Origin of the sequence: Burkholderia sp. BCC1644 (assembly GCF_902833225.1) — a bacterium.
Lineage (GTDB): Bacteria > Pseudomonadota > Gammaproteobacteria > Burkholderiales > Burkholderiaceae > Burkholderia.
Genome location: NZ_CADFEI010000009.1, coordinates 152,629 through 172,193, shown reverse-complemented (window position 1 = coordinate 172,193; position 19,565 = coordinate 152,629). Strand labels below are relative to the sequence as shown.

Genomic DNA, 19,565 nt, shown 5'->3' with positions numbered 1-19,565 from the left:
GCGTCACGTACTGATCTGCAGCACCGTGTCGACCACGGCCACCTTCACCCCGCTCCCCGTCGACAGCGACGCCGTGCCTTCGTCGAACGGATGCACGGGCGTATCGGTCGGCGTCCACGCATGGCGCGCGAGCAACTCGCGATACCCGCCGCGGATCACGAAGCCGCCGCATTTCTTCACATACGCGTCGCGTCGCATCCGGTACGCACGCGGCAGGTCGTACCATGGCAGCTTCGGCAGGTCGTGATGAACGAGGTGGTAGTTGTTGTTCAGGTACAGCAGCCGCATCGCGAAGCCGGCCTCGTTGATCGTGATGCGAGCCTTCGGGTGCCGCGCGGCGCGGTGCTCGTACAGCGAGCGGATCATCGCGAGCGACAGTGCGGGCCACGTGACGGCCAGCAGGTAGTACCACCACGGCACGCCGATCGCCCATTGCAGCCATGCGAGCAGTACGACCACGCAGGCAACGTGCGTCATCCACATCGGCAGATAGCGGAAGTCGCCGCGCCGGAACGCGGCGACCGAATCGGCGACCGTCGCGACGATGGCGAGCGGCGGCCCGACGACGATTCGTCCGATGAAAGTCTTGCGCGCGACCGTCAGCGCACGGCGCCAGCGCGGCAGCCGCGCCCAGCGTTCGCGCGTCACGTAGTTCGTTTCGGGATCGACGCCCGGCACCGTCAGGTCTTCGTCGCGATGATGGTCGAGGTGCGTGTCGCGATACAGCGTGTACGGATACCAGACCGTCAGCGGCGGATAGCCGAGCAGCTTGTTCACGAACGCGGAGCGCGTCGGATGGCCGTGCAGCAGCTCGTGCTGCAGCGACATATGCCACGCGCCGAGCAGGATCAGCGGCGGCGTCGCGGCCGCGAGCGACAGGTGCCCGTCGCGCACGAGCAGCAGCACGGCAAGCCAGCCGCCGTAGATGACGGCGACCAGCAGCCAGGTCGGCCACTCGGTGCGGGCGGTGAAGCGGGCGTCGAGCGCGGCAATGGCGCGCGCGTGATCGACGTCGAAGTATTCGGCCATGGCGTTGCGGCGGGATGGATCGGGCAGTGCGGGGAACGAGCGATAGAACCGGGGCGCTCGGCCCGGGTGCGCAGGTGTCTCGCGGATCACGGTCGGCCTGCCCGGCATCGCGCACGATGGCGGCGCCGGCAGGCCCTCAAACGGTACCCGGCGGGCGCAGCACGGCCAACCAATCGATTCGTATTTGCTTATCGATGTGCGGCCGATAAGCATCGGGACCGCCGCCCGTGCGTAGAATGCCCGGATGAACCCATCGATCGCAGTACTGCCGATGTACAACGTGACGCCGCGCCACGCCGCCCTGTGGCGCGCGCTGTTGCGCGATGCGCTCGATGCGTTCGCGAAGGCGGGTGGCCCTGCCGGCGTCGCGCTGCCCGACGCGCCGTTCGACGACCTGCATGCGCTGTGGCGGCGCGACGATCTGCTGCTGTCGCAGACCTGCGGCTACCCGTACCGGATGCTCGGCGTGCGCGACGCCGTGCGTTTGATCGCGACGCCCGCTTTCGACGCGGACGGTTGCGACGGGGCGCGCTACAGCAGCGTGCTGGTCGTGTCGGCCCGCGTGCATGCGGGCGGCGCGACGACGCTCGCCACCTGTCGCGGGCTGCGGGCCGCATTCAACGGCGAGGATTCACACAGCGGGATGAACGCATTCCGGCACGCGGTCGCGCCGCATGCGCACGGCGGGCGTTTCTTCGGATCGGTCACGCCGTTCGGCTCGCACGTGAACGTGCTGCGTGCGCTCGCGTCGGGCGAAGCCGATTGTGCGTCGATCGACTGCGTGACGTTTGCTTATATCCGCGACGCGTTGCCCGATCTGCTGAAGGACATCCGGATCATCGGTGCGACGGCTTCCGCGCCGGGATTGCCGTTCATCGCATCGCGCGCGCTGCCGGAGACACAGGTCGGCGCGTTGCAGGACGCGCTCGATCGCGCGGCGGCCGCCGATGCGGAACGAGCGCGCGTGCTGAGGCTGAAGGGATTCGAACGGCTGCTACCGGCCGACTACGACACGATTGCACGGTTCGCGCAGGACGCGGCCGCGCACGGGTATCCCGAGCTGGCGTGATGCAAGGGGCGGCGCGCAACGGTGCGGCCGTTCGCGCCGCGTTCCGTTACTCCTCGTCCATCAACCGGACCTTGACCCGCTTGCCCTTGATCTTCCCTGCATTGAGCTTGCGCAGCGCGTCGTGCGCGACGCCGCGCTCGATCGCGACATAGGTCGAGAACTCGGTCACGTTGATCTTGCCGATCTGCTTGCCGTCGAACCCGGCGTCGCCGGTCAGTGCGCCGAGCACGTCGCCCGGGCGGATCTTGTCCTTGCGCCCGCCGAGGATCTGCAGCGTTTCCATCGGCGGCAGCAGCGTGTCGTTGCCGGCCGGCGTCAGCTCGGCGAGCGGATGCCATTCGACTTCGCGCTTCTGCGCCTGTTCGATCCCGCCGACGCGGCCCATCTCGTCCATGCTCGCGAGGCTCAGCGCCCAGCCGTCCTGATCCGCGCGTCCGGTGCGGCCGATGCGGTGCACGTGTACTTCGGGGTCAGGCGTCACGTCGACGTTGATCACGGCTTCGAGCTGCGCGATGTCGAGCCCGCGCGCGGCGACGTCGGTCGCCACCAGCACCGAGCAGCTGCGGTTCGCGAACTGGATCAGTACCTGGTCGCGTTCGCGCTGGTCCAGCTCGCCGTGCAGCGCGAGCGCGTGGAAGCCCTGCGCGTGCAGCACGTCGAGCAGGTCGCGGCACTGCTGCTTCGTGTTGCAGAACGCGATCGTGCTCACCGGCCGGAAGTGGTTCAGCAACTGGCCGACCGCGTGCAGCCGCTCGTTCTCGGTCACTTCATAGAAGCGCTGGCGGATCTTGCTGTCGTCATGGCGTTCCTGGAGCTTGATTTCCTTCGGGTTGCGCAGGAACTGCTGGCTCAGCTTCGCGATGCCGTCCGGATAGGTCGCGGAGAACAGCAGCGTCTGGCGCGTCGTCGGGCACATCCGCGCGACCTTCGCGATGTCGTCGAAGAAGCCCATGTCGAGCATCCGGTCGGCTTCGTCGAGCACCAGCGTGCTCAGCGCGTCGAGCTTCAGGTTGCCGCGGTCGAGGTGATCCATGATGCGGCCCGGCGTGCCGACGACGATGTGCGCGCCGTGTTCGAGGCTCTGCGCCTGCGGGCGCATCGGCGTGCCGCCGCACAGCGTCAGCACCTTCACGTTCTCCTCGGCACGCGCGAGGCGGCGCACTTCCTGCGCGACCTGGTCGGCAAGCTCGCGCGTCGGGCACAGGATCATCGCCTGCACGTCGAAGCTGCGCGTGTCGAGGCGCGCCAGCAGCGCGAGCGAGAACGCGGCGGTCTTGCCGCTGCCCGTCTTCGCCTGCGCGATCAGGTCCTGGCCAGCCAGCGCGATCGGCAGGCTCGCGGCCTGGATCGGCGTCATGTCGACATAGCCGAGCTGCGCGAGGTTCGCGAGCGCGGCGGGTGTCAGCGGCAGCGCGCTGAAGGGCGTGGCGGTCGGTTGCGTCATTCGAGGTCTCCGAGGTAAGGCTTGCCTTCCATCTGTTCGTAGACGACGGTGCCGTCGTCGCCCTCGAAGCGTTCGAGATAGTTGCGCGCGCCGCACAGCGGGCAGCGGAACAGCAGCCCCTGGCCCTCGTCCTTGATGACGACGTCGGACGTTTCCCACTGCGTGCCGCAGCTCTGGTTTCGGCAGGTAAACACGGTCTTTCTCCAGCTGAATTCGGTTGATGGCGCGCCCGGGCGGGCGCGGCAACGGCGGGCGGCGCTCGCGCGGCTCGGGCGCGGGCCGCACCGGCCGTCGCTTGGATGGCGTCGATGCGGATGATGGATCGGGCGGCGACAGGGTCGCGCGTGCCGCAATTCTAGCGGATGCGGGCGAGCGGCACGGCATATCCGACCGGTGCGCACCAAGAAAAACGGCCGCCCCGGAGGGCGGCCGTGCCGTGCGGCGCAGTTGCTGCGATGCTTACAGCGCCATGTCGGCCGATGCCTTCGCCGGGCGGGCCGGCGCGTTGCCGGTCGGCTGCGACGGCACGCTGACGTCGATCTTCGGCGGCGGCGACAGTTGCAGCACGTCGCTCGTGTAGGTCCATTCCTCGACGACCTTCGCCGGGCTGTCGTTCAGCTTCGTGCCGTAGCTCGGCACGATCTGGCGGATCTTCTGCTGCCACTCGGGCGTCGCGACCTTGTCCTTGAACACCTTCTTCATCAGGTTCAGCATGATCGGCGCCGCCGTCGACGCGCCCGGCGATGCGCCGAGCAGGCCCGCGATGCTGCCGTCCTGCGAGCTGACGATCTCGGTGCCGAGCTTCAGCACGCCGCCCTTGACCGGGTCGCGCTTGATGATCTGCACGCGCTGGCCGGCCTGCCACAGGCGCCAGTCTTCCTTCTTCGCGTCCGGGAAGTATTCCTTCAGCGCGTTGAAACGGTCGTCGTCGGACAGCATCAACTGGCCCGCGAGGTACTGAACCAGCGGGAATTCGTCGACGCCCACGCGCATCATCGGCGCGACGTTGTGCAGGTTGGTGCTCTTGGCGAGGTCGAAGTACGAACCGTTCTTCAGGAACTTGGTCGAGAAGGTCGCGAACGGCCCGAACAGGATGATCTTCTTGCCGTCGATGATCCGCGTGTCGAGGTGCGGCACCGACATCGGCGGCGAGCCGACCGACGCCTTGCCGTACGCCTTCGCGAGGTGCTGCTTCACGACGTCGGGGTTGTCGGTCACGAGGAACGAGCCGCCGACCGGGAACGCGCCGTAGTCCTTCGCTTCGGGGATGCCCGACGCCTGCAGCAGGTGCAGCGCACCGCCGCCCGCGCCGATGAACACGAACTTCGCGTCGACGGATTGCGGCGGTTCATCCGAGTGCAGCTTGACCCACGACACGTGCCACGTGCCGTCGGCATTGCGCGTGATCTCGCGCACTTCGCTCGACAGCGACAGCGTGAAGTTCGGCTGCGTCTTCAGGTAGCCGACGAACTGGCGCGTGATCTCGCCGAAGTTCACGTCGGTGCCGATCGGCGTCCACGTCGCCGCGACCTTCTGGTTGCGGTCGCGGCCTTCCATCATCAGCGGCACCCACTGCTTGATCTGGTCGTAGTCTTCCGAATACTGCATCCCGCGGAACAGCGGGCTCGCCTGCAGCGCTTCGTAGCGCTTCTTCAGGAAGCGGACGTTGTCGTCGCCCCACACGAAGCTCATGTGCGGCGTCGAGTTGATGAACGAGCGCGGGTTCTTCAGCACGCCCTGCTTGACCTGCCATGCCCAGAACTGGCGCGAGATCTGGAACGACTCGTTGATCTCGATCGCCTTCGAGATGTCGATCTTGCCGTCCGCCTTCTCCGGCGTGTAGTTCAGTTCGGCGAGCGCCGAGTGGCCGGTGCCGGCGTTGTTCCAGCCGTTCGAGCTTTCCAGCGCGACGCCGTCGAGGCGTTCGACCATCGTCATCGACCAGTCGGGCTGGAGTTCGTGCAGCCAGACGCCGAGCGTCGAGCTCATGATGCCGCCGCCCACCAGCAGGACGTCGACCTTCTTCGTATCGGCGGCGTGCGCGGACGATGTCGCGACGCACAGCGCGAGCGCCGACAGTATTACCCGTAACGTTTTGATCACAGCAGATCCCTTTTTCAACTTGGATGCATCGGTTTGCCAAGCCGCCCGGCGTGCGTTTCCATTGCGCCGAAACGCGGATCCGGAGATCCGGACCGCGAATCCGGAATTCCGGATCGGCGCTGTGCGCCGTTGCATTTGCGCACGCGAAGCCGTTCGGAAGGACACCTTCGGATCGGCTTCCCGCGGGCAGGCAAGCGCCTGCGTCGCGAGGGTGCGCAACGCGCCCGGGCCCTTGTGGCAAGCCTCGGCGGAAAGCGCTTCAGGCTGTGTGGAAAGGAGCCGCGCGCGACGCGTTTTTGCGGGGGCGGGGTGGCAAGGGGCGCGTAATATAACCGAACTCGGACAACGTGTCGCAGACGCCGAATGTCCCTGTTTTCGTGGGGTTTTTTGTGTGTCCGGGTTTCCGGAATGGCGGTGCGCGGCGCGGGAAAACTGGCGGGAGTCGGCGCCGCGAAACGTGGGCGGCGGGCACGCCGCGTACAGCGCCGGTCCTTCATGGAGTCGCGGCGTTGCACCGCGACCCGTTCACATCACCTCACTTCACTTCGCGCCGCCGTTTCGGCAAAACTGCTCGTAGACCTGCGCCGAATTCGCGAAGCCATGCGCTTTCGCGAGTTCCCACGGACGCTCGCATTGCTGCGTGCGCTCGCACCATGCGTAGCCGGCCGAGCCGATGCAGCCGTGTGCGTCGCGATCGCCGCCGACCATCGGCGGGGCCGCTTGTGCGGAGGTGTCGGCCGGTGCGGACGATTGCGCCGCACAGGCGCTCAACGCGAATGCGCAAGCGATCGCGGCGGCCAACGACGCGGAGGGAAGGTAAGGTTTCATCGGGTAGCGCTCCATGGGATGACGAACGACAGCGGATGCCCGTGCGCGGGCGCATGAACTCAGGCACTCAGGCACTCAGGAACGATCACGCGTCCGGCACCGGCACGCGCGACGAGAACTTCACCTCGCGCAACGCGAGGCTCGACTGGATCGACGACACGCCGGCCTGCTTTCTCAGCACGCGCTCGACGAATTCCGCATACGCATCGAGATCGGCCGCGACGACCTGCAGGATGTAGTCGGCCGCGCCGGTGATCTTGTGGCACGACGTGACCTCGTCGTGACGCCGCATCACCTCCTCGAAGTGATCCGAGTCCTGGTCCGAATGCATGTTGAACGTGACCTGCACGAACGCGAACACGTTCATGCCGAGCGCGCGCCGGTCGAGATTCGCCTGGTAGCCGGTGATCACGCGTTCGTCCTCGAGCCGCTTGCGGCGGCGCCAGCACGGCGTGACGCTCAGCGACAGCTTCTCGCCGAGCGTCGCATTCGACAGCGCGCCGTCTTCCTGCAGCAGGCGGAGCATCGCGCGGTCGACACCGTCCAGCTCAACTGAAGCGCGATTTTTGCTCATATCCGGTGTCCTGTAGACAGATTTCTCAAAATTGTACGAAACGAAGAGGTGGAAAGCAAAGTTATTGCCGGCTGGCGTCAATAAACTGTTGCCACCCCTTTCCCCTAGTCATCCCTGCAACGGTCAACCATGCTCACGGTCTACAGCAGCGATCACCACCTGCATCGCGGCGTCGAACTGAAGGACGGCGCGATCACCGAGTCGTTCGAAAACCCCCTTCGTGCCGAAACGGTGCTGGCGCAGGTCCGCGCGGCCGGCCTTGGCGACGTGATCGCGCCGCGCGTGTTCGACCGCGCGAGCTACGCTGGCGCGCACAGCCGGCGCTACGTCGACTTCCTCGCCGGCGCGTGGGACGAATGGACGGCGACCGGCCGCACCTGCCAGGCGCTGCCGCTCGTGTGGCCGGTGCGCGCGATGCCGGCTTCGGCGACGCTGCCCGACTTCATCGACGGCAAGCTCGGCTTCTTCGCGATGGATGCCGGCGCGCCGATCAACGCGGGCACGTGGGACGCGGTAAGCGCGAGCGCGAACTCGGCGCTTACGGGCGCCGACCTGCTGTCGGGCGGCGGTGCGCGCGCGGCGTTCGCGCTGTGCCGCCCGCCCGGCCATCACGCGGGCCGCGAGTACATGGGCGGCTACTGCTACCTGAACAACGCGGCGATCGCGGCGCAGCACGGCATTGCAAGCGGCGCCGCTCGCGTCGCGGTGCTCGACGTCGATTTCCACCACGGCAACGGCACGCAGGACATCTTCTACGAGCGGCCGGACGTGCTGTTCGCGTCGCTGCACGGCGAGCCGGCGGTGTCGTATCCGTACTTCTCCGGCTATGCGGACGAACGCGGCGCGGGGGCCGGCGAAGGTTTCAACCTGAACCTGCCGCTGCCGAAGGGCACGCAGTGGGACTCCTACTCGGCGGCGCTCGGCCAGGCCACGGCCGCGATCGCGAAGCACGCGCCCGACCTGCTCGTCGTGTCGCTCGGTGTCGACACGTTCGAGCACGACCCCATCAGCCATTTCAAGCTGCGTTCGCCCGACTACCTGCGGATCGGCGAATCGCTCGCGCGCCTGAACCTGCCGACGCTGTTCGTGATGGAAGGCGGCTACATGGTCGACGAGATCGGCATCAACGCGGTGAACGTATTACTGGGTTTCGAAGGGCGCGCATAAGCGCGTCGCATGACCTTCAACGAACGACGTATCCGGACACGAACGAAGCGCGACAAGGAAGGAGACAACCATGAATCGATATCGGAAGACGACACTTGCCACCGCGGCCGCACTGACCTGTGTGCTGTCCGCATTGCCGGCGCACGCTGACGAGGTCGTGCGCATCGGCCACGTCGCGCCGCTGACCGGCGCGATCGCGCACCTCGGCAAGGACAGCGAGAACGGCGCGCGCCTCGCGGTTGAAGAAATAAACGCGAAGGGGCTGACGATCGGCGGCAAGAAAGTCACGCTTCAGCTCGACGCGCAGGACGACGCGGGCGATCCGCGCACCGCGACGCAGGTCGCGCAGCGGCTCGTCGACGACAAGGTCGTCGGCGTCGTCGGCCATCACAACTCGGGCACGTCGATTCCGGCGTCGCGCGTGTATCGCGACGGCGGCGTCGTGCAGATATCGCAGGCTGCGACCAACCCGACGTACACGCAGCAGGGCTTCAAGACGACCTATCGCGTCGTTGCGACCGATGCGCAGCAGGGGCCGGCGCTCGCGATGTACGCGGCGAAGAACATGGGCATCAAGACGGTCGCCGTGGTCGACGATTCGACCGCGTACGGGCAGGGCCTTGCGACCGAGTTCGAGAAGGCCGCGAAATCGGCCGGGATGAAGGTCGTGTCGCGCGACGCGACCAACGACAAGGCGATCGATTTCCGCGCGATCCTCACGAAGATCAAGGGCGAGAACCCGGACGCGATCATGTACGGCGGGATGGATGCGACGGGCGGCCCGCTCGCGAAGCAGGCGCGCCAGCTCGGCATGCGCGCGAAGATCCTCGCGGGCGACGGCGTGTGCTCGACCGACCTGCCGAAGCTCGCGGGCCCGGCGTCGGACAATGTCGTGTGCTCCGAGGCCGGCATCGCGCTCGAGAAGATGCCGGGCGGCGCGGCATTCGCGAAGCGCTATGAAGCGCGCTACCACCAGCCGATGCAGGTGTATGCGCCGTTCTCGTACGACGCGGTGTACATCATCGTCGACGCGATGAAGCGCGCGAACTCGACGGATCCGGCGAAGGTGCTGGCGGCGATGCCGGCCACCGACTATCGCGGCGTGATCGGCGAAACGAGCTTCACGCCGCAGGGCGACCTGAAGCACGGCGCGATCTCGGTGTTCACGTACAAGAGCGGGAAGAAGGCGCTGCTGGATATCGTCAAGATGTGACCGACGTGGCGCGGCGCACGCGGGCGGCCCGCATCGGGAACGGTACGGCAGGCGCGAGACGGAATCACGTCGCGTCGCGTGCCGTTCCCGGTTGATCGCCCGGCGTCAGGGCAACAGCACGGTGTCGACCACGTGAATGACGCCATTGGATTGCATGACGTCGCCGATCGTCACGTGCGCGACATTTCCCTTGTCGTCGGTGATGGCCCAGCCCCTTGCGTCCTTGCTGACCATCAGCGGATCGCCCTCGACCGTCTTCAGCGTCGCCTTGCCGCCGCCCTGGTCGACCGCCATCGCCAGATCGTGCGCGGTGATGCGTCCGGGGACGACGTGATAGGTCAGTACCTTGACCAGCGTTGCCTTGTTCTCCGGCTTCAGCAAGGTTTGCACCGTGCCGGACGGCAGCGCGGCGAATGCCTCGTTGGTCGGCGCGAAGACCGTGAACGGCCCCTTGCCCGACAGCGTATCGACGAGCCCGCCGGCCTTCACGGCCGCGACCAGCGTCGTGTGATCATTCGAATTCACCGCATTCTCGATGATGTTCTTCGACGGATACATGGCGGCGCCGCCGACCTCCACGGTTTTGTCGCCGGACATCGAACCTGCCATCGCGGCAGGCGTGGTGGCGCCTAGCGCGATCGCGAGGGCAAGCAGCGTGGCGGCCAAGCTCGACTTGTTGCGGAATTCCATTTGCGTTCTCCCGAAAGATCGATGCTTCCGGCTGGAAGCAAACGGAGATACGCGTGGAACGGGGCGGCGGATGCATCCGTGACAGAGATACTTCGAGCCGCGACGGCGGCTCGCCCGGCAGACCCGCTCATGCGCCGGCGACGGCGCCCTTTGCCAGCACCGGCCCGGTCGGCTGCCCGGTCGGCGAACCGCCATGCGGTTCCAGCGACACGGCGAGTACCGCGCGAGCGTTCAGCGACACGAGCGCCGCGCGTGGCAACGGCACGACGGTCGGCCGGTCGGCGGCGATCAGGCCGAGGGACGCGGGCCGGCCATCGGGCGTAATCAGCCACAGTTCCGTCGAGCGATCGGCCGCGACTGTCGTATCGCTCGCCGGCACGATCACCATGCGCGCACGCTCGACGTCGACGGTCACGGTCCAGCCGGCGCCGCCGCCGTCCCGCACGAGGCTTGCCACCTTGTACGCGTCCTGGCCAGGCCCGGGGGCAGTCTGCTCGCGGACGGGCAGAACGGCCAGCACGGCGAGCGCTAGCGCCGCGACGCTCGAACCGATGCCGATCCAGCGCCACCCGCTCAGGTTGTTCCAGAAGCTGATGCGCGGCCGGGACGGCGTGGCGAGCCCGAGTCCCAGGTCGGACTGGATGCGTTTCCACACGTGCTGCTCGGGCTCGATCGCGACGATGTCGTCGTTCAGCGGCATCAGGTGGTTTTGCCAGCGCAGGACGCTCGCGGCCAGTTGCGGATCGAGTTGCATCGCCTGCTCGATTCGCCTGCGCTCCGCACCGTCGAGTACGCCCAGCACGTATTCGGCGCAACGGATGTCGTTCGGGCTGGAGAGTGGGGTATTCATCGTTCGAGGCATGCCTTGAGTTGGATCAAACTGCGCCGAATCCAGCTTTTCAGGGTGCCGAGCGGCACGCGCAGGCGTTCGGCCAGTTCCGCATAGGTCGCCCCCGCGAAGAACGCTTCGCGCACGACGCTACCCTGTGCGGCCGGCAGGTTTTCCAGACAGTGCTCCAGCCGGCGCCTCGCCTCGCTGTGCTCGGCGACCGCGGCGGGCGACGGCTGCTCGTCGGCGGTCTCTTCCATCGTCGACTCGTCGACCGGGACTTCGCGATGGCGCCGCAGCCGGTCGATCGCCCGGTTGCGCGCGATGGCCCCGAGCCAGGTGATCGCGCTGGCCAGCGCCGGATCGAACGTCGCCGCCCGGCGCCATACCGTGACGTAGACGTCCTGCAGCACCTCCTCGGCTTCACCGCGATCTCGCAGGATCGTCAGGCATACGCCGAACAGCTTCGCGGAGGTCCGGCGGTAAAGGATGCCGAACGCATCCTCATCGCCGGCGGCGACGTCGAGAAGGAACTGGTTGAGCTCCTCGCGGCGACGGCGCTCGGATTCGCCGATCGGCCGACTGCCGTCGAACGCAGGGTTGCCTCTCGTGTGCACGGTGTCCCCAAGTCGGTTGTCTGAAGAATCCGGGGTGATATCTGATGCGTGAGCCATCGTATCCTGATCCCTTTCGCGTCGGGGCGGGCACGCGGCCACGATCTCCGGGCCTGCCGATTCGGCATTTACGTGCCGGGCGTGTATCTGGATGCACGAGTCGCGAAAAAAACATGCGGGCTGGCCGCTCGATTGGCGGTGCGCCGTGGGCGCGGGCCATTTAGTGCGGGCGCGTGGGGGCACGGCCCGTTCAGATTGCAGCCACGTCGGTCGACTCGTTTCCGCATCGCAGCGAACCGGTATCGCGTGCCGACCGCAGGCGCGGACCTCAGGCCGCGATATCGGTGAACACGTCGTGGCCGACTACCCCAGGCACGAGGCGGGGCTGCCGCAGCCAGTCGAACGCGAGCTCGACGATGCGCGGCGTCGGCTGGCTGCAATGCAGCGACCCGAGCGATTCACGGTCGATCCACGCGCAATGCGCGATCTCCTGCGCGGGACGCGCGATCGCATCCGGATCGATGTCGGCGAGGAATACGTGATGCAGCTTGTGAGCGCCCGCGATCCGGAACAGATGGCGGGCGTTGCCGCTGCCGGCCGGTTATCGTTTCCGGGCGCGCAGCGCGTGATGTGCGGCGCCACGCCCGGACGTCTTACGAGGTATGCGCGCGCGTGCCGCTACGTTGCGACTCCGCATCGTGCACGATATGCAGCTCGCGCGTGCGGATCGGCAGCGCGCAGTTCGCGTCGGCGAGCGTCTGGCGCACCTGGCGCGCAAGGCGCCAGCGCATCGCCCAGAATTTGTCGGTGTGCGTCCATACGCGCATGTTCGCCACCACCGTGCTGTCGTCGAAGCGCATCACCATCACGTCCGGCGCGGGATCCTGCAGCACGTCGGGATCGGCGATGGCCAGCGCACGCAGCGCATCGAGCGCGCGATCGATATCGTCGTGCACCGACACTTCCACTTCGAGATCGAGGCGGCGCGTCGGATTGCGCGTGTAGTTGCGGATCGAGCTGCCCCACAGCGCGCTGTTCGGCACGTATTCGCAAATGCCGTCCGGCTTCGTGAGCCGCGTCATGAACAGCCCGACCTCGTCGACGGTGCCCGCGACACCCGTGCCGCCGTCGATGTAGTCGCCGACCTTGAACGGCCGCAACAGCAGGAGCATGATGCCGGCCGCGATGTTCTGCATCGTGCCTTGCAGCGCGAGCCCGATCGCGAGGCCGGCCGCACCGAGCACCGCGACGATGCTCGCGGTTTCGATGCCGAGCTGCGACAGCGCGCCGACGATCGCGACGATCCGGATGCCCCACACGGCGACGTCGCAGAGAATCGGCCGCAGCGTGTCGTCGACGCGCTCCTTGTTCGAGAGCAGCCGGTTCAGCCAGTTGCCGATGCGTTTGGACAGCCACCAGCCGGCGACGAGCAGCGCCAGGCCGGCGCACAGCTTGATGGAAAGGGTGGACAGCGCGTTCCACAGGAACGTCCAGCGTTCCGGATGAAGTTGATCGAGAAACATGCGGGATTCCGGTTGGGTGACAAGTTGCGCGATACGCGAGGATCCGGCCGCGTTCGGGCCGGCACGGGTTCGCGCGCAGGCAGCCTTCGACTGAAAACGTCATGCGATGGTTCGCACGAGTGCATGCATGGGGGCGGAGCGGCATGCCGTCGGACGGCGCGATCCGGATTTCGTTCTAGTACTAAGCGAAGGTTCCGGAAAATAAGATTCGTCCTATTTAGCCGTTTCAGGGACGCCGATACACTCGCTTTCGGGTTGCCGGATTGCGATGCAAGTTCCGCCGCGATACCCGGTTTCTTCCCGATTTTTCATTGATAGCGAGTGACGACGTCATGCGGTTCGACCAGCGTTTCCGTCTCGCACGCGAACAAGGTCAACCCGCCCGACGCGGCGCGTCGTGTTTCCCGATGCGTCGCGTGCTGTTGCGCGGCGTCATCGCGACGGCCTGCGTGGCCGGCGTTCACGGTGCGGCCGCGCAGGCCGGTCACGACGCCGCGCCCCTCGCGCCGGTAACGACCGACCTTGTCGACGTGCCCTTTTTCAGTTCCACGCGGACGACGTGGGGCGGCTTGCGCGCGTCGACGGCAGCGCCGCTTGATATCGCGTATCCATTGCATGCGTCGAACATGTCGACGAACACCGGTCGCGATGATCCGGTCGCTCGCTTCGGCGCATGCGTTGCCTACCGCGTGCTGTGCGAGGCGGCGCGTGACGCGGTCGAACGCGGCTACGCGTCGCGGTTCGACTACGGGCTGGCGTCGGCATTGCCCGCGATGGTCACGCAACCGGCGTTCGAACGGGGCGCGGTCGATCTGGCATCGGCCGAACCGTTCACGCTGGCCGAGCCGGATCGCGGCACGCGCGCCGGCACGATCGCCGGCAGCTTGCACACGTCGCTGGCACGTGCCGAACTGCCGGCCGGCGTTGCCGCGCAGATTGTCCGCATGCTCGCAGGACGCATCGATCCGAAGCTGCGCGGCGAGACCGGCGACACCTTCCGCGTCGCATTCGAACCGGACGGCAGCGCGACGCGGCCGGGCCGCGTGCGCGTGACGGCGCTCGACATCCGCTTTCGCGGGCAGCACGTGACGGGCGTGTGGTTTGCGCCGCAAGCGGGCTCGCCGGGCGCTTACTACGACCTCGACGGCATGCCGCTCGCCGGCGCCCGGTTTGCGATGCCGGTTGCCGCGAAGCGGATCAGCTCGCCGTTCGGCACGCGCGTGCATCCGGTGAGCGGCGCGCGTCACGTGCATTCGGGCGTCGATCTTGCGGCGCCGGCAGGCCGCGCGGTTCATGCATCGGAGCGCGGCGTCGTGACGTTCATCGGCACCGAGCCGCGCGGCTATGGCAAGTACGTGGTGATTCGCCATGACGGTGGCTATGCGTCGTACTACGCGCACCTGTCGGCGTTCGAGCCGACGCTGCGGACCGGCATGCGGGTCGTGCGCGGCCAGCGAGTCGGTGCGGTCGGCAGTACCGGGACGGCGACCGGCCCGCATCTGCACTTCGAGGTGCGCAGGCATGCTCGCCTCGTCGATCCCATCGCGCTGGTGCAGACGGCCAAGGCGGCGAAGCTGAAGGGCGAGCAGCGTGTCGTGTTCAACCGCGTGGCGCGGGATGCGCGCACGCAACTCGCTTCGGCTACGTGGGCGCAACCGGTCGCGATATCGAAGACTTCGGCGTCGCATGCGGGTTGATGGTTAGCCGGGCGCCGGTTTTCACGGCCGGCATTGCGTTATCGAGCACACACGTTGCCTGTCGCAGCGGCGTTGCTAATCGGAATGCGCGTGCGTTTGAATGACAGGTCTTCGTGCGAAGCAACATTACGGAATGGCGCGCGGCAAGTGCGCCGCCAATCATTCATCGAATTACGTCAAATTTTCCGGTTGCTTCGGAATGCGGCGCGATCCCCTTCGACGCGCTGAGCAAAGCCGGCAATTTCAACCGGCAATCCGTTTGATCCGGCTGTGGTGCCCACCACGCCTTCGTATGCTGCACAGCGGCAATTCCGTCTTCTTTATTTCCCGCTCCGAAATTAATCAAAGCGTGATTGCCGATATCACGCCATCGGATCTTGCGATTATTTCAAGGCAGGTGATATAACCCGTTTCACGCACCGGTTTGCTGCAATAACGTCACCAATAAAAGCGAGCGGAACGATGAAAAGAAAGACGCGGAACCTGGGTTTGGGTGGGATGGCGATCCTCACCGGCGCGATGCCGGTGGGCGCCTATGCGGCATGCTCGGCCACTGCGCCGGGCAGCGGAACGACGGTCACGTGTTCCGGCGCGAATGCGCCGTCGGTCGTGGCCGCGGCCGGCAGCACCAATGTGACGATCAATCTCGATTCGACCGTCACGGGCAGCTATGTGCTGACGTCCACACCGACCCCGTTCTCCGTCGATACGTCGAGCGCAATTACCAACAACGGCAACCTGTCGATGTCCGGCAACGGCACGGGCGTCGCGAACCGCGGTGCGGTGCTGCTCGGCGTGAACAGCGGCAACACGCTCACCAACGGTGCGACCGGCGTGATTTCGACGACGGGCCAATACAACGACGGGATGGCCGCGAACGGCAACAACAACACGCTCGTCAACAACGGCTCGATCACGACTACCGGCAACAATTCCTACGGGATGACGGCTGCGTGGGGGCAGAGCAACCCCGGCGCGTCGGGCAACCAGATCGTCAATACCGGCACCGTAACGACTTCCGGCAACAATGCGCGCGCCGCGTCGCTGCTCGGCGGCAACGGCACGATCACCAACAGCGGCACGCTGACGTCGAACGGCCGCGATGCGCCGGCCGTCTACATGCAGGGCAACAACGACACGCTGGTCAACAGCGGCACGATCCAGACGACCGGCACTGCGACGAGCGGTGGCAGCGTCGACGCGGTCGTGTCGAACACGCTCGGCAGCTCGTTCACCGCGACGATCACGAACCAGGCCGGCGGCAAGATCGTCAGCAACAGCGGGATCGGCGTGCGCTCGACCAATGGCGCGACCACGATCACCAACGCCGGGCTGATCCAGGGCGGCGGCGGTACCGCGATCCAGGGCGGCAACGGCAACGTGACGCTGATCCTGCAGACGGGCTCGCAGATCGTCGGCACCGCGAACGGCGGCGCGGGCGCGAACACGGTGACGCTGCAGGGCACGGGCACGGCGTCGAACGCGTTCACGAACTTCCAGAGCCTGACGATGGCCGGCACCGACTGGACGTGGGCCGGCACCGGCACGTTCTCGACCGCGCTCGTGCAGAGCGGCACGTTGAACCTCACCGGCACGCTCGGCACGACGACGGCGTCGGTCGTCGCCACGGTCAACGCGGGTGCGACGCTGCAGGCGAATGCGTCGAACCTGCCGCTGTCCGTCACCGACAACGGGCTCGTGCGCTTCCAGCAGGACAGCGCGGGTACGTACACGGGCACGATCAGCGGTTCGGGCGCGGTGGAGAAAACCGGCGCGGGCACGTTGACGGTCACGCCTTCTTCTGCCGGCGGCAACACGTACTCGGGCGGCACGACGATCAGGCAGGGCACGCTGTCGGTCGCCGCGGACAACGCGCTCGGCGCGGCGTCAGGCAGCTTGACGTTCAACGGTGGCACATTGCAGCTCGGTAGCTCGTTCAACCTGGCGTCGAGCCGTGTGGTGTCGATCACGCCCGGGGGCACCGGCACGATCGATACGCAGGGCTTTAACACGACACTGACGCAGAACCTCACAGGTAATGGCTCCCTGACGAAACTGGGCAGCGGCACGTTGACGCTGAACGGTCCGAGCAACGTCTCGGAATTCACCGACGTCAAGGCTGGAACGCTGGTGCTTGGCGATGGACTGGGTGGACCTGCCACGATGATCGGTGGCGGCATGGTGCGGATCGAGCCCGGTGCGACATTCGGCGGTTACGGCAGCGTGGCGGGCGATGTAGTGAACTATGGCACGGTTGCCGTCGCGAACGCATTGACCGGCCTCGCGAGCGGCCGCAACGGCAACCTGGAGATCAAGGGGCAGCTGACGAACGCGGGGCTCTTGCAACTGGGTGGCGCCGGCATTGGCAACACGCTGACGATCGTCGGTGCCGGCTACACCGGCCAGAACGGGACGATTGCGCTGAATACCTATCTGGCCGGGGACGGCGCGGCATCGGATCGGCTGATTGTCGGCGCAGGCGGTGTCAACGGCTCGTCGATGCTGAAGGTGACGAACGTTGGCGGCCCCGGCGCGCAGACAACGGGCGACGGCATCCAGGTCGTGCAGCTGAACAGTGGCGGGACGTCTGGCGCGGGCTCGTTCTCGCTGTCGGGCGGCACGGTGAGCGCGGGCGCGTATTCGTATTTCCTCGCGAAGGGCGGCGTGGCGAACGGCACCGGCGACAACTGGTACCTGCGCAACACGGTGCCGCCTAAACCGCAGCCGCCTGTGGTCGATCCCGGCCAGCCGACACCGCCGACCGAACCGCCGGTCACGGCGGCCGAAGGCACGCCGGGATCGATCGTCGAAGCCGTCGACAATGCAGGCGCCGGCGGCAACCCGGAACCGATCTACCGCCCCGAAGTGCCGCTGTACGCGGAAGCGCCGGCTGTCGCGCGCCAGCTCGGCCTGCTGCAGATCGACACGTTCCATGACCGGCAGGGCGAACAGGGCTTGCTGGCCGAGAACGGATCGGTACCCGCATCGTGGGCACGCGTATGGGGCGGCAAGAGCAACATCAAGCAAAAGGGCGACGTGACGCCGTCGTTCGACGGTACGGTATGGGGGATGCAGGTCGGCCAGGATCTCTACGCCGATACCACCGCCAGCGGCCATCGCAACCACTACGGTTTCTTCCTCGGCTTCTCGCGCGCAGTCGGCGACGTGAGCGGCTTTGCACTCGCGCAGCAGGACATGGGCGTCGGCACGCTGCAGGTCAATGCGTACAACCTTGGCGGCTACTGGACCCACATCGGCCCGGGCGGCTGGTACACGGATGCGGTCGTGATGGGCAGTGCACTCACGGTGCGCACGCATTCGAGCGACAACGTGAGCGGCTCGACGAACGGCAACGCGTTCACCGGTTCGGTCGAAGCGGGCTTCCCGATCGCGCTCGGTTACGGGCTGACGCTGGAGCCGCAGGCGCAACTGGTGTGGCAGTACCTGTCGCTGGACAAGTTCAACGACGGCGTGTCGGATGTCACGTGGAACAACGGCAACACGTTCCTCGGCCGGATCGGCGCTCGCCTGCAATATGCGTTCGATTCGAACGGCGTGAGCTGGAAGCCGTACCTGCGCGTGAACGTGCTGCGCTCGTTCGGCAGCGACGACAAGACGACGTTCGGCGGCGCGACGACGATCGGCACGCAGGTCGGGCAGACGGCCGGGCAGATTGGCGCGGGGCTCGTCGCGCAGCTGACGAAGCGCGGCAGCGTGTATGCGACGGTCAGTTACCTGACGAATCTCGGCGGCAAGCACCAGCGCACGATCACCGGGAATGCGGGCGTGCGGTGGGCGTGGTGATTGAAAGGGCAAGGATGCGTTGATCGGCCGGCCGCGGCGCACATCGTCGCGGCCGGTCCGCGCACGCCTCTCACGCAGCCGGTTCGACAGGCAACCAGATTTCCAGCACGCCGGCGCCCGTTACCGGATCGTAGTCGCCGCTGTAGCGCTCGAACTCGGGCGCGTCCACCGCCTTGAATCCCGACGTCGGCAGCCAGCCGTTCCAGATGCTGTAGAAGGTCTGGTGCAACGTCGAGATATGCCCGGCGTGTTCGAAGACCGCGTACCGCTGCGGCGCCAGTTCGACCCAGCGAAACGGCGCGGGCAGCCGGTCGCGGCTCGTGATTTCCACGCCCGCGATGTATTCGAAGCTGCCGTCCGCATCGGGGTTGCAGCATACGCCGTACGTCACGTCGCCGACCTGGCCGGGAAGGGTACCGATGTATGGGATGAACGCTTGCCAGAGCGCAGGAATCCCTTCGTTGGTTTCAAACGTATAGCGGTCGCTCATGCCGGCAATCAACCGCTTGCCGGCGGTTTCGAAGCGTGACGGCATCACGTCGATGATCTTCAGTTCTTTCATGCGAAGCGGCTCCACCAGAGACAACCCGTCGAGAGTGCGCCGTGCCCGCACGTCCTCGGGTGTCATGCCGAAGAGATCGCGGAAGGCGCGCGTGAACGCCTCATGGGAGCCATAGCCGGCATCGAGCGCCACGTGCAGGATGTCGGGCGCGCCTTGCGCCAGTGTCTGTGCCGCGCGCGTCAGCCGCCGCGACCGGACATAGCGCATCACCGGCCAGCCGGTATTCATCGAGAACAGGCGCGAGAAGCCGAAGCGCGACATGTCGCAACCGGCGGAAATCCTGTCGAGCGTCAGTTCCCTGTCCAGTTCGGTTTCGATCAACCAGAGTGCTTTTCCTACCGGGTTCATGGCGTGCCAATGAGGGTGTCGGGCGGACTATATGGTATCGGTGGCCGGCGCATTTGATCGTTCTTGCGCGT

General features: G+C 66.7%; 17 protein-coding genes. 6 read left to right on the top strand and 11 right to left on the bottom strand.

Translation table 11 applies throughout. The annotated features are described in order from the left end of the window. Positions 1 to 3 precede the first annotated feature (3 nt). Positions 4 to 1,029 (bottom strand): fatty acid desaturase, encoded by a 1,026-nt coding sequence (locus tag HWX87_RS19690; RefSeq protein WP_176048665.1) that lies wholly within the window; start codon positions 1,027 to 1,029, stop codon positions 4 to 6. 244 nt (positions 1,030 to 1,273) lie between these two features. Here HWX87_RS19690 and HWX87_RS19685 point away from each other — a divergent pair, with 244 nt between their 5' ends. Continuing rightward, the gene (locus HWX87_RS19685) at positions 1,274 to 2,098 is read left to right on the top strand and encodes a PhnD/SsuA/transferrin family substrate-binding protein (protein WP_176048664.1); all 825 of its coding nucleotides are present in this window, start codon (positions 1,274 to 1,276) and stop codon (positions 2,096 to 2,098) included. 46 nt (positions 2,099 to 2,144) lie between these two features. Here HWX87_RS19685 and dbpA read toward each other — a convergent pair whose 3' ends face one another. From dbpA to HWX87_RS19660, 5 genes are all read right to left on the bottom strand, one after another. Next, positions 2,145 to 3,542 carry an ATP-dependent RNA helicase DbpA gene (gene dbpA / locus HWX87_RS19680; RefSeq protein ID WP_176048663.1) on the bottom strand — a complete coding sequence of 466 codons (1,398 nt, stop codon included), beginning with the start codon at positions 3,540 to 3,542 and terminating at the stop codon, positions 2,145 to 2,147. After that, on the bottom strand, positions 3,539 to 3,736 hold the full coding sequence (locus HWX87_RS19675; RefSeq protein ID WP_048243036.1) for a hypothetical protein: 198 nt from the start codon (positions 3,734 to 3,736) through the stop codon (positions 3,539 to 3,541). The genes dbpA and HWX87_RS19675 overlap by 4 nt, the downstream gene beginning before the upstream one ends. Before the next feature lie 265 nt (positions 3,737 to 4,001). Continuing rightward, positions 4,002 to 5,663 carry a malate dehydrogenase (quinone) gene (gene mqo / locus HWX87_RS19670; RefSeq protein WP_176048662.1) on the bottom strand — a complete coding sequence of 554 codons (1,662 nt, stop codon included), beginning with the start codon at positions 5,661 to 5,663 and terminating at the stop codon, positions 4,002 to 4,004. A 522-nt stretch (positions 5,664 to 6,185) separates the two neighbouring features. After that, a complete protein-coding gene (locus HWX87_RS19665; RefSeq protein WP_176048661.1) occupies positions 6,186 to 6,473 on the bottom strand; it encodes a hypothetical protein in 288 nt (95 codons plus the stop codon). Between the two features lie 85 nt (positions 6,474 to 6,558). After that, positions 6,559 to 7,047, bottom strand: coding sequence for an Lrp/AsnC family transcriptional regulator (locus tag HWX87_RS19660; protein ID WP_078041221.1), 489 nt, complete (start codon positions 7,045 to 7,047; stop codon positions 6,559 to 6,561). Between the two features lie 129 nt (positions 7,048 to 7,176). On the opposite strand from HWX87_RS19660, the gene HWX87_RS19655 reads away from it, so the two are divergent. Next, positions 7,177 to 8,214, top strand: a complete 1,038-nt coding sequence (locus HWX87_RS19655) for a histone deacetylase family protein (protein WP_176048660.1) — start codon at positions 7,177 to 7,179, stop codon at positions 8,212 to 8,214. Positions 8,215 to 8,284: 70 nt separating this feature from the next. Next, a complete protein-coding gene (locus HWX87_RS19650) occupies positions 8,285 to 9,427 on the top strand; it encodes a branched-chain amino acid ABC transporter substrate-binding protein (protein ID WP_176048659.1) in 1,143 nt (380 codons plus the stop codon). A 105-nt stretch (positions 9,428 to 9,532) separates the two neighbouring features. Here HWX87_RS19650 and HWX87_RS19645 read toward each other — a convergent pair whose 3' ends face one another. From HWX87_RS19645 to HWX87_RS19630, 4 genes are all read right to left on the bottom strand, one after another. Next, a complete protein-coding gene (locus HWX87_RS19645) occupies positions 9,533 to 10,117 on the bottom strand; it encodes a fasciclin domain-containing protein (protein WP_176048658.1) in 585 nt (194 codons plus the stop codon). 127 nt (positions 10,118 to 10,244) lie between these two features. After that, positions 10,245 to 10,967, bottom strand: a complete 723-nt coding sequence (locus tag HWX87_RS19640) for an anti-sigma factor (protein ID WP_176048657.1) — start codon at positions 10,965 to 10,967, stop codon at positions 10,245 to 10,247. Beyond that, on the bottom strand, positions 10,964 to 11,620 hold the full coding sequence (locus HWX87_RS19635) for a sigma-70 family RNA polymerase sigma factor (RefSeq protein WP_176048656.1): 657 nt from the start codon (positions 11,618 to 11,620) through the stop codon (positions 10,964 to 10,966). The genes HWX87_RS19640 and HWX87_RS19635 overlap by 4 nt, the downstream gene beginning before the upstream one ends. A gap of 593 nt (positions 11,621 to 12,213) precedes the next feature. Continuing rightward, entirely contained in the window at positions 12,214 to 13,083 is an 870-nt protein-coding gene (locus HWX87_RS19630) for a mechanosensitive ion channel family protein (protein WP_176048655.1), read from the bottom strand. Between the two features lie 332 nt (positions 13,084 to 13,415). Between HWX87_RS19630 and HWX87_RS19625 the strand changes: the two genes are divergently transcribed. The 3 genes from HWX87_RS19625 to HWX87_RS19615 all read left to right on the top strand — a co-directional run bounded on the left by HWX87_RS19625 (position 13,416) and on the right by HWX87_RS19615 (position 18,584). Then, complete coding sequence (locus tag HWX87_RS19625; protein ID WP_176048654.1) at positions 13,416 to 14,780, top strand: M23 family metallopeptidase; 1,365 nt, start codon at positions 13,416 to 13,418, stop codon at positions 14,778 to 14,780. Between the two features lie 100 nt (positions 14,781 to 14,880). Next, on the top strand, positions 14,881 to 15,186 hold the full coding sequence (locus HWX87_RS19620; RefSeq protein WP_176048541.1) for a hypothetical protein: 306 nt from the start codon (positions 14,881 to 14,883) through the stop codon (positions 15,184 to 15,186). Positions 15,187 to 15,278: 92 nt separating this feature from the next. Beyond that, a complete protein-coding gene (locus HWX87_RS19615; protein ID WP_176048653.1) occupies positions 15,279 to 18,584 on the top strand; it encodes an autotransporter outer membrane beta-barrel domain-containing protein in 3,306 nt (1,101 codons plus the stop codon). A 70-nt stretch (positions 18,585 to 18,654) separates the two neighbouring features. Here the strand turns inward: HWX87_RS19615 and HWX87_RS19610 are convergent, their stop codons facing one another. Then, positions 18,655 to 19,494, bottom strand: a complete 840-nt coding sequence (locus tag HWX87_RS19610; RefSeq protein ID WP_176048652.1) for an AraC family transcriptional regulator — start codon at positions 19,492 to 19,494, stop codon at positions 18,655 to 18,657. Between the last annotated feature and the right edge of the window lie 71 nt (positions 19,495 to 19,565).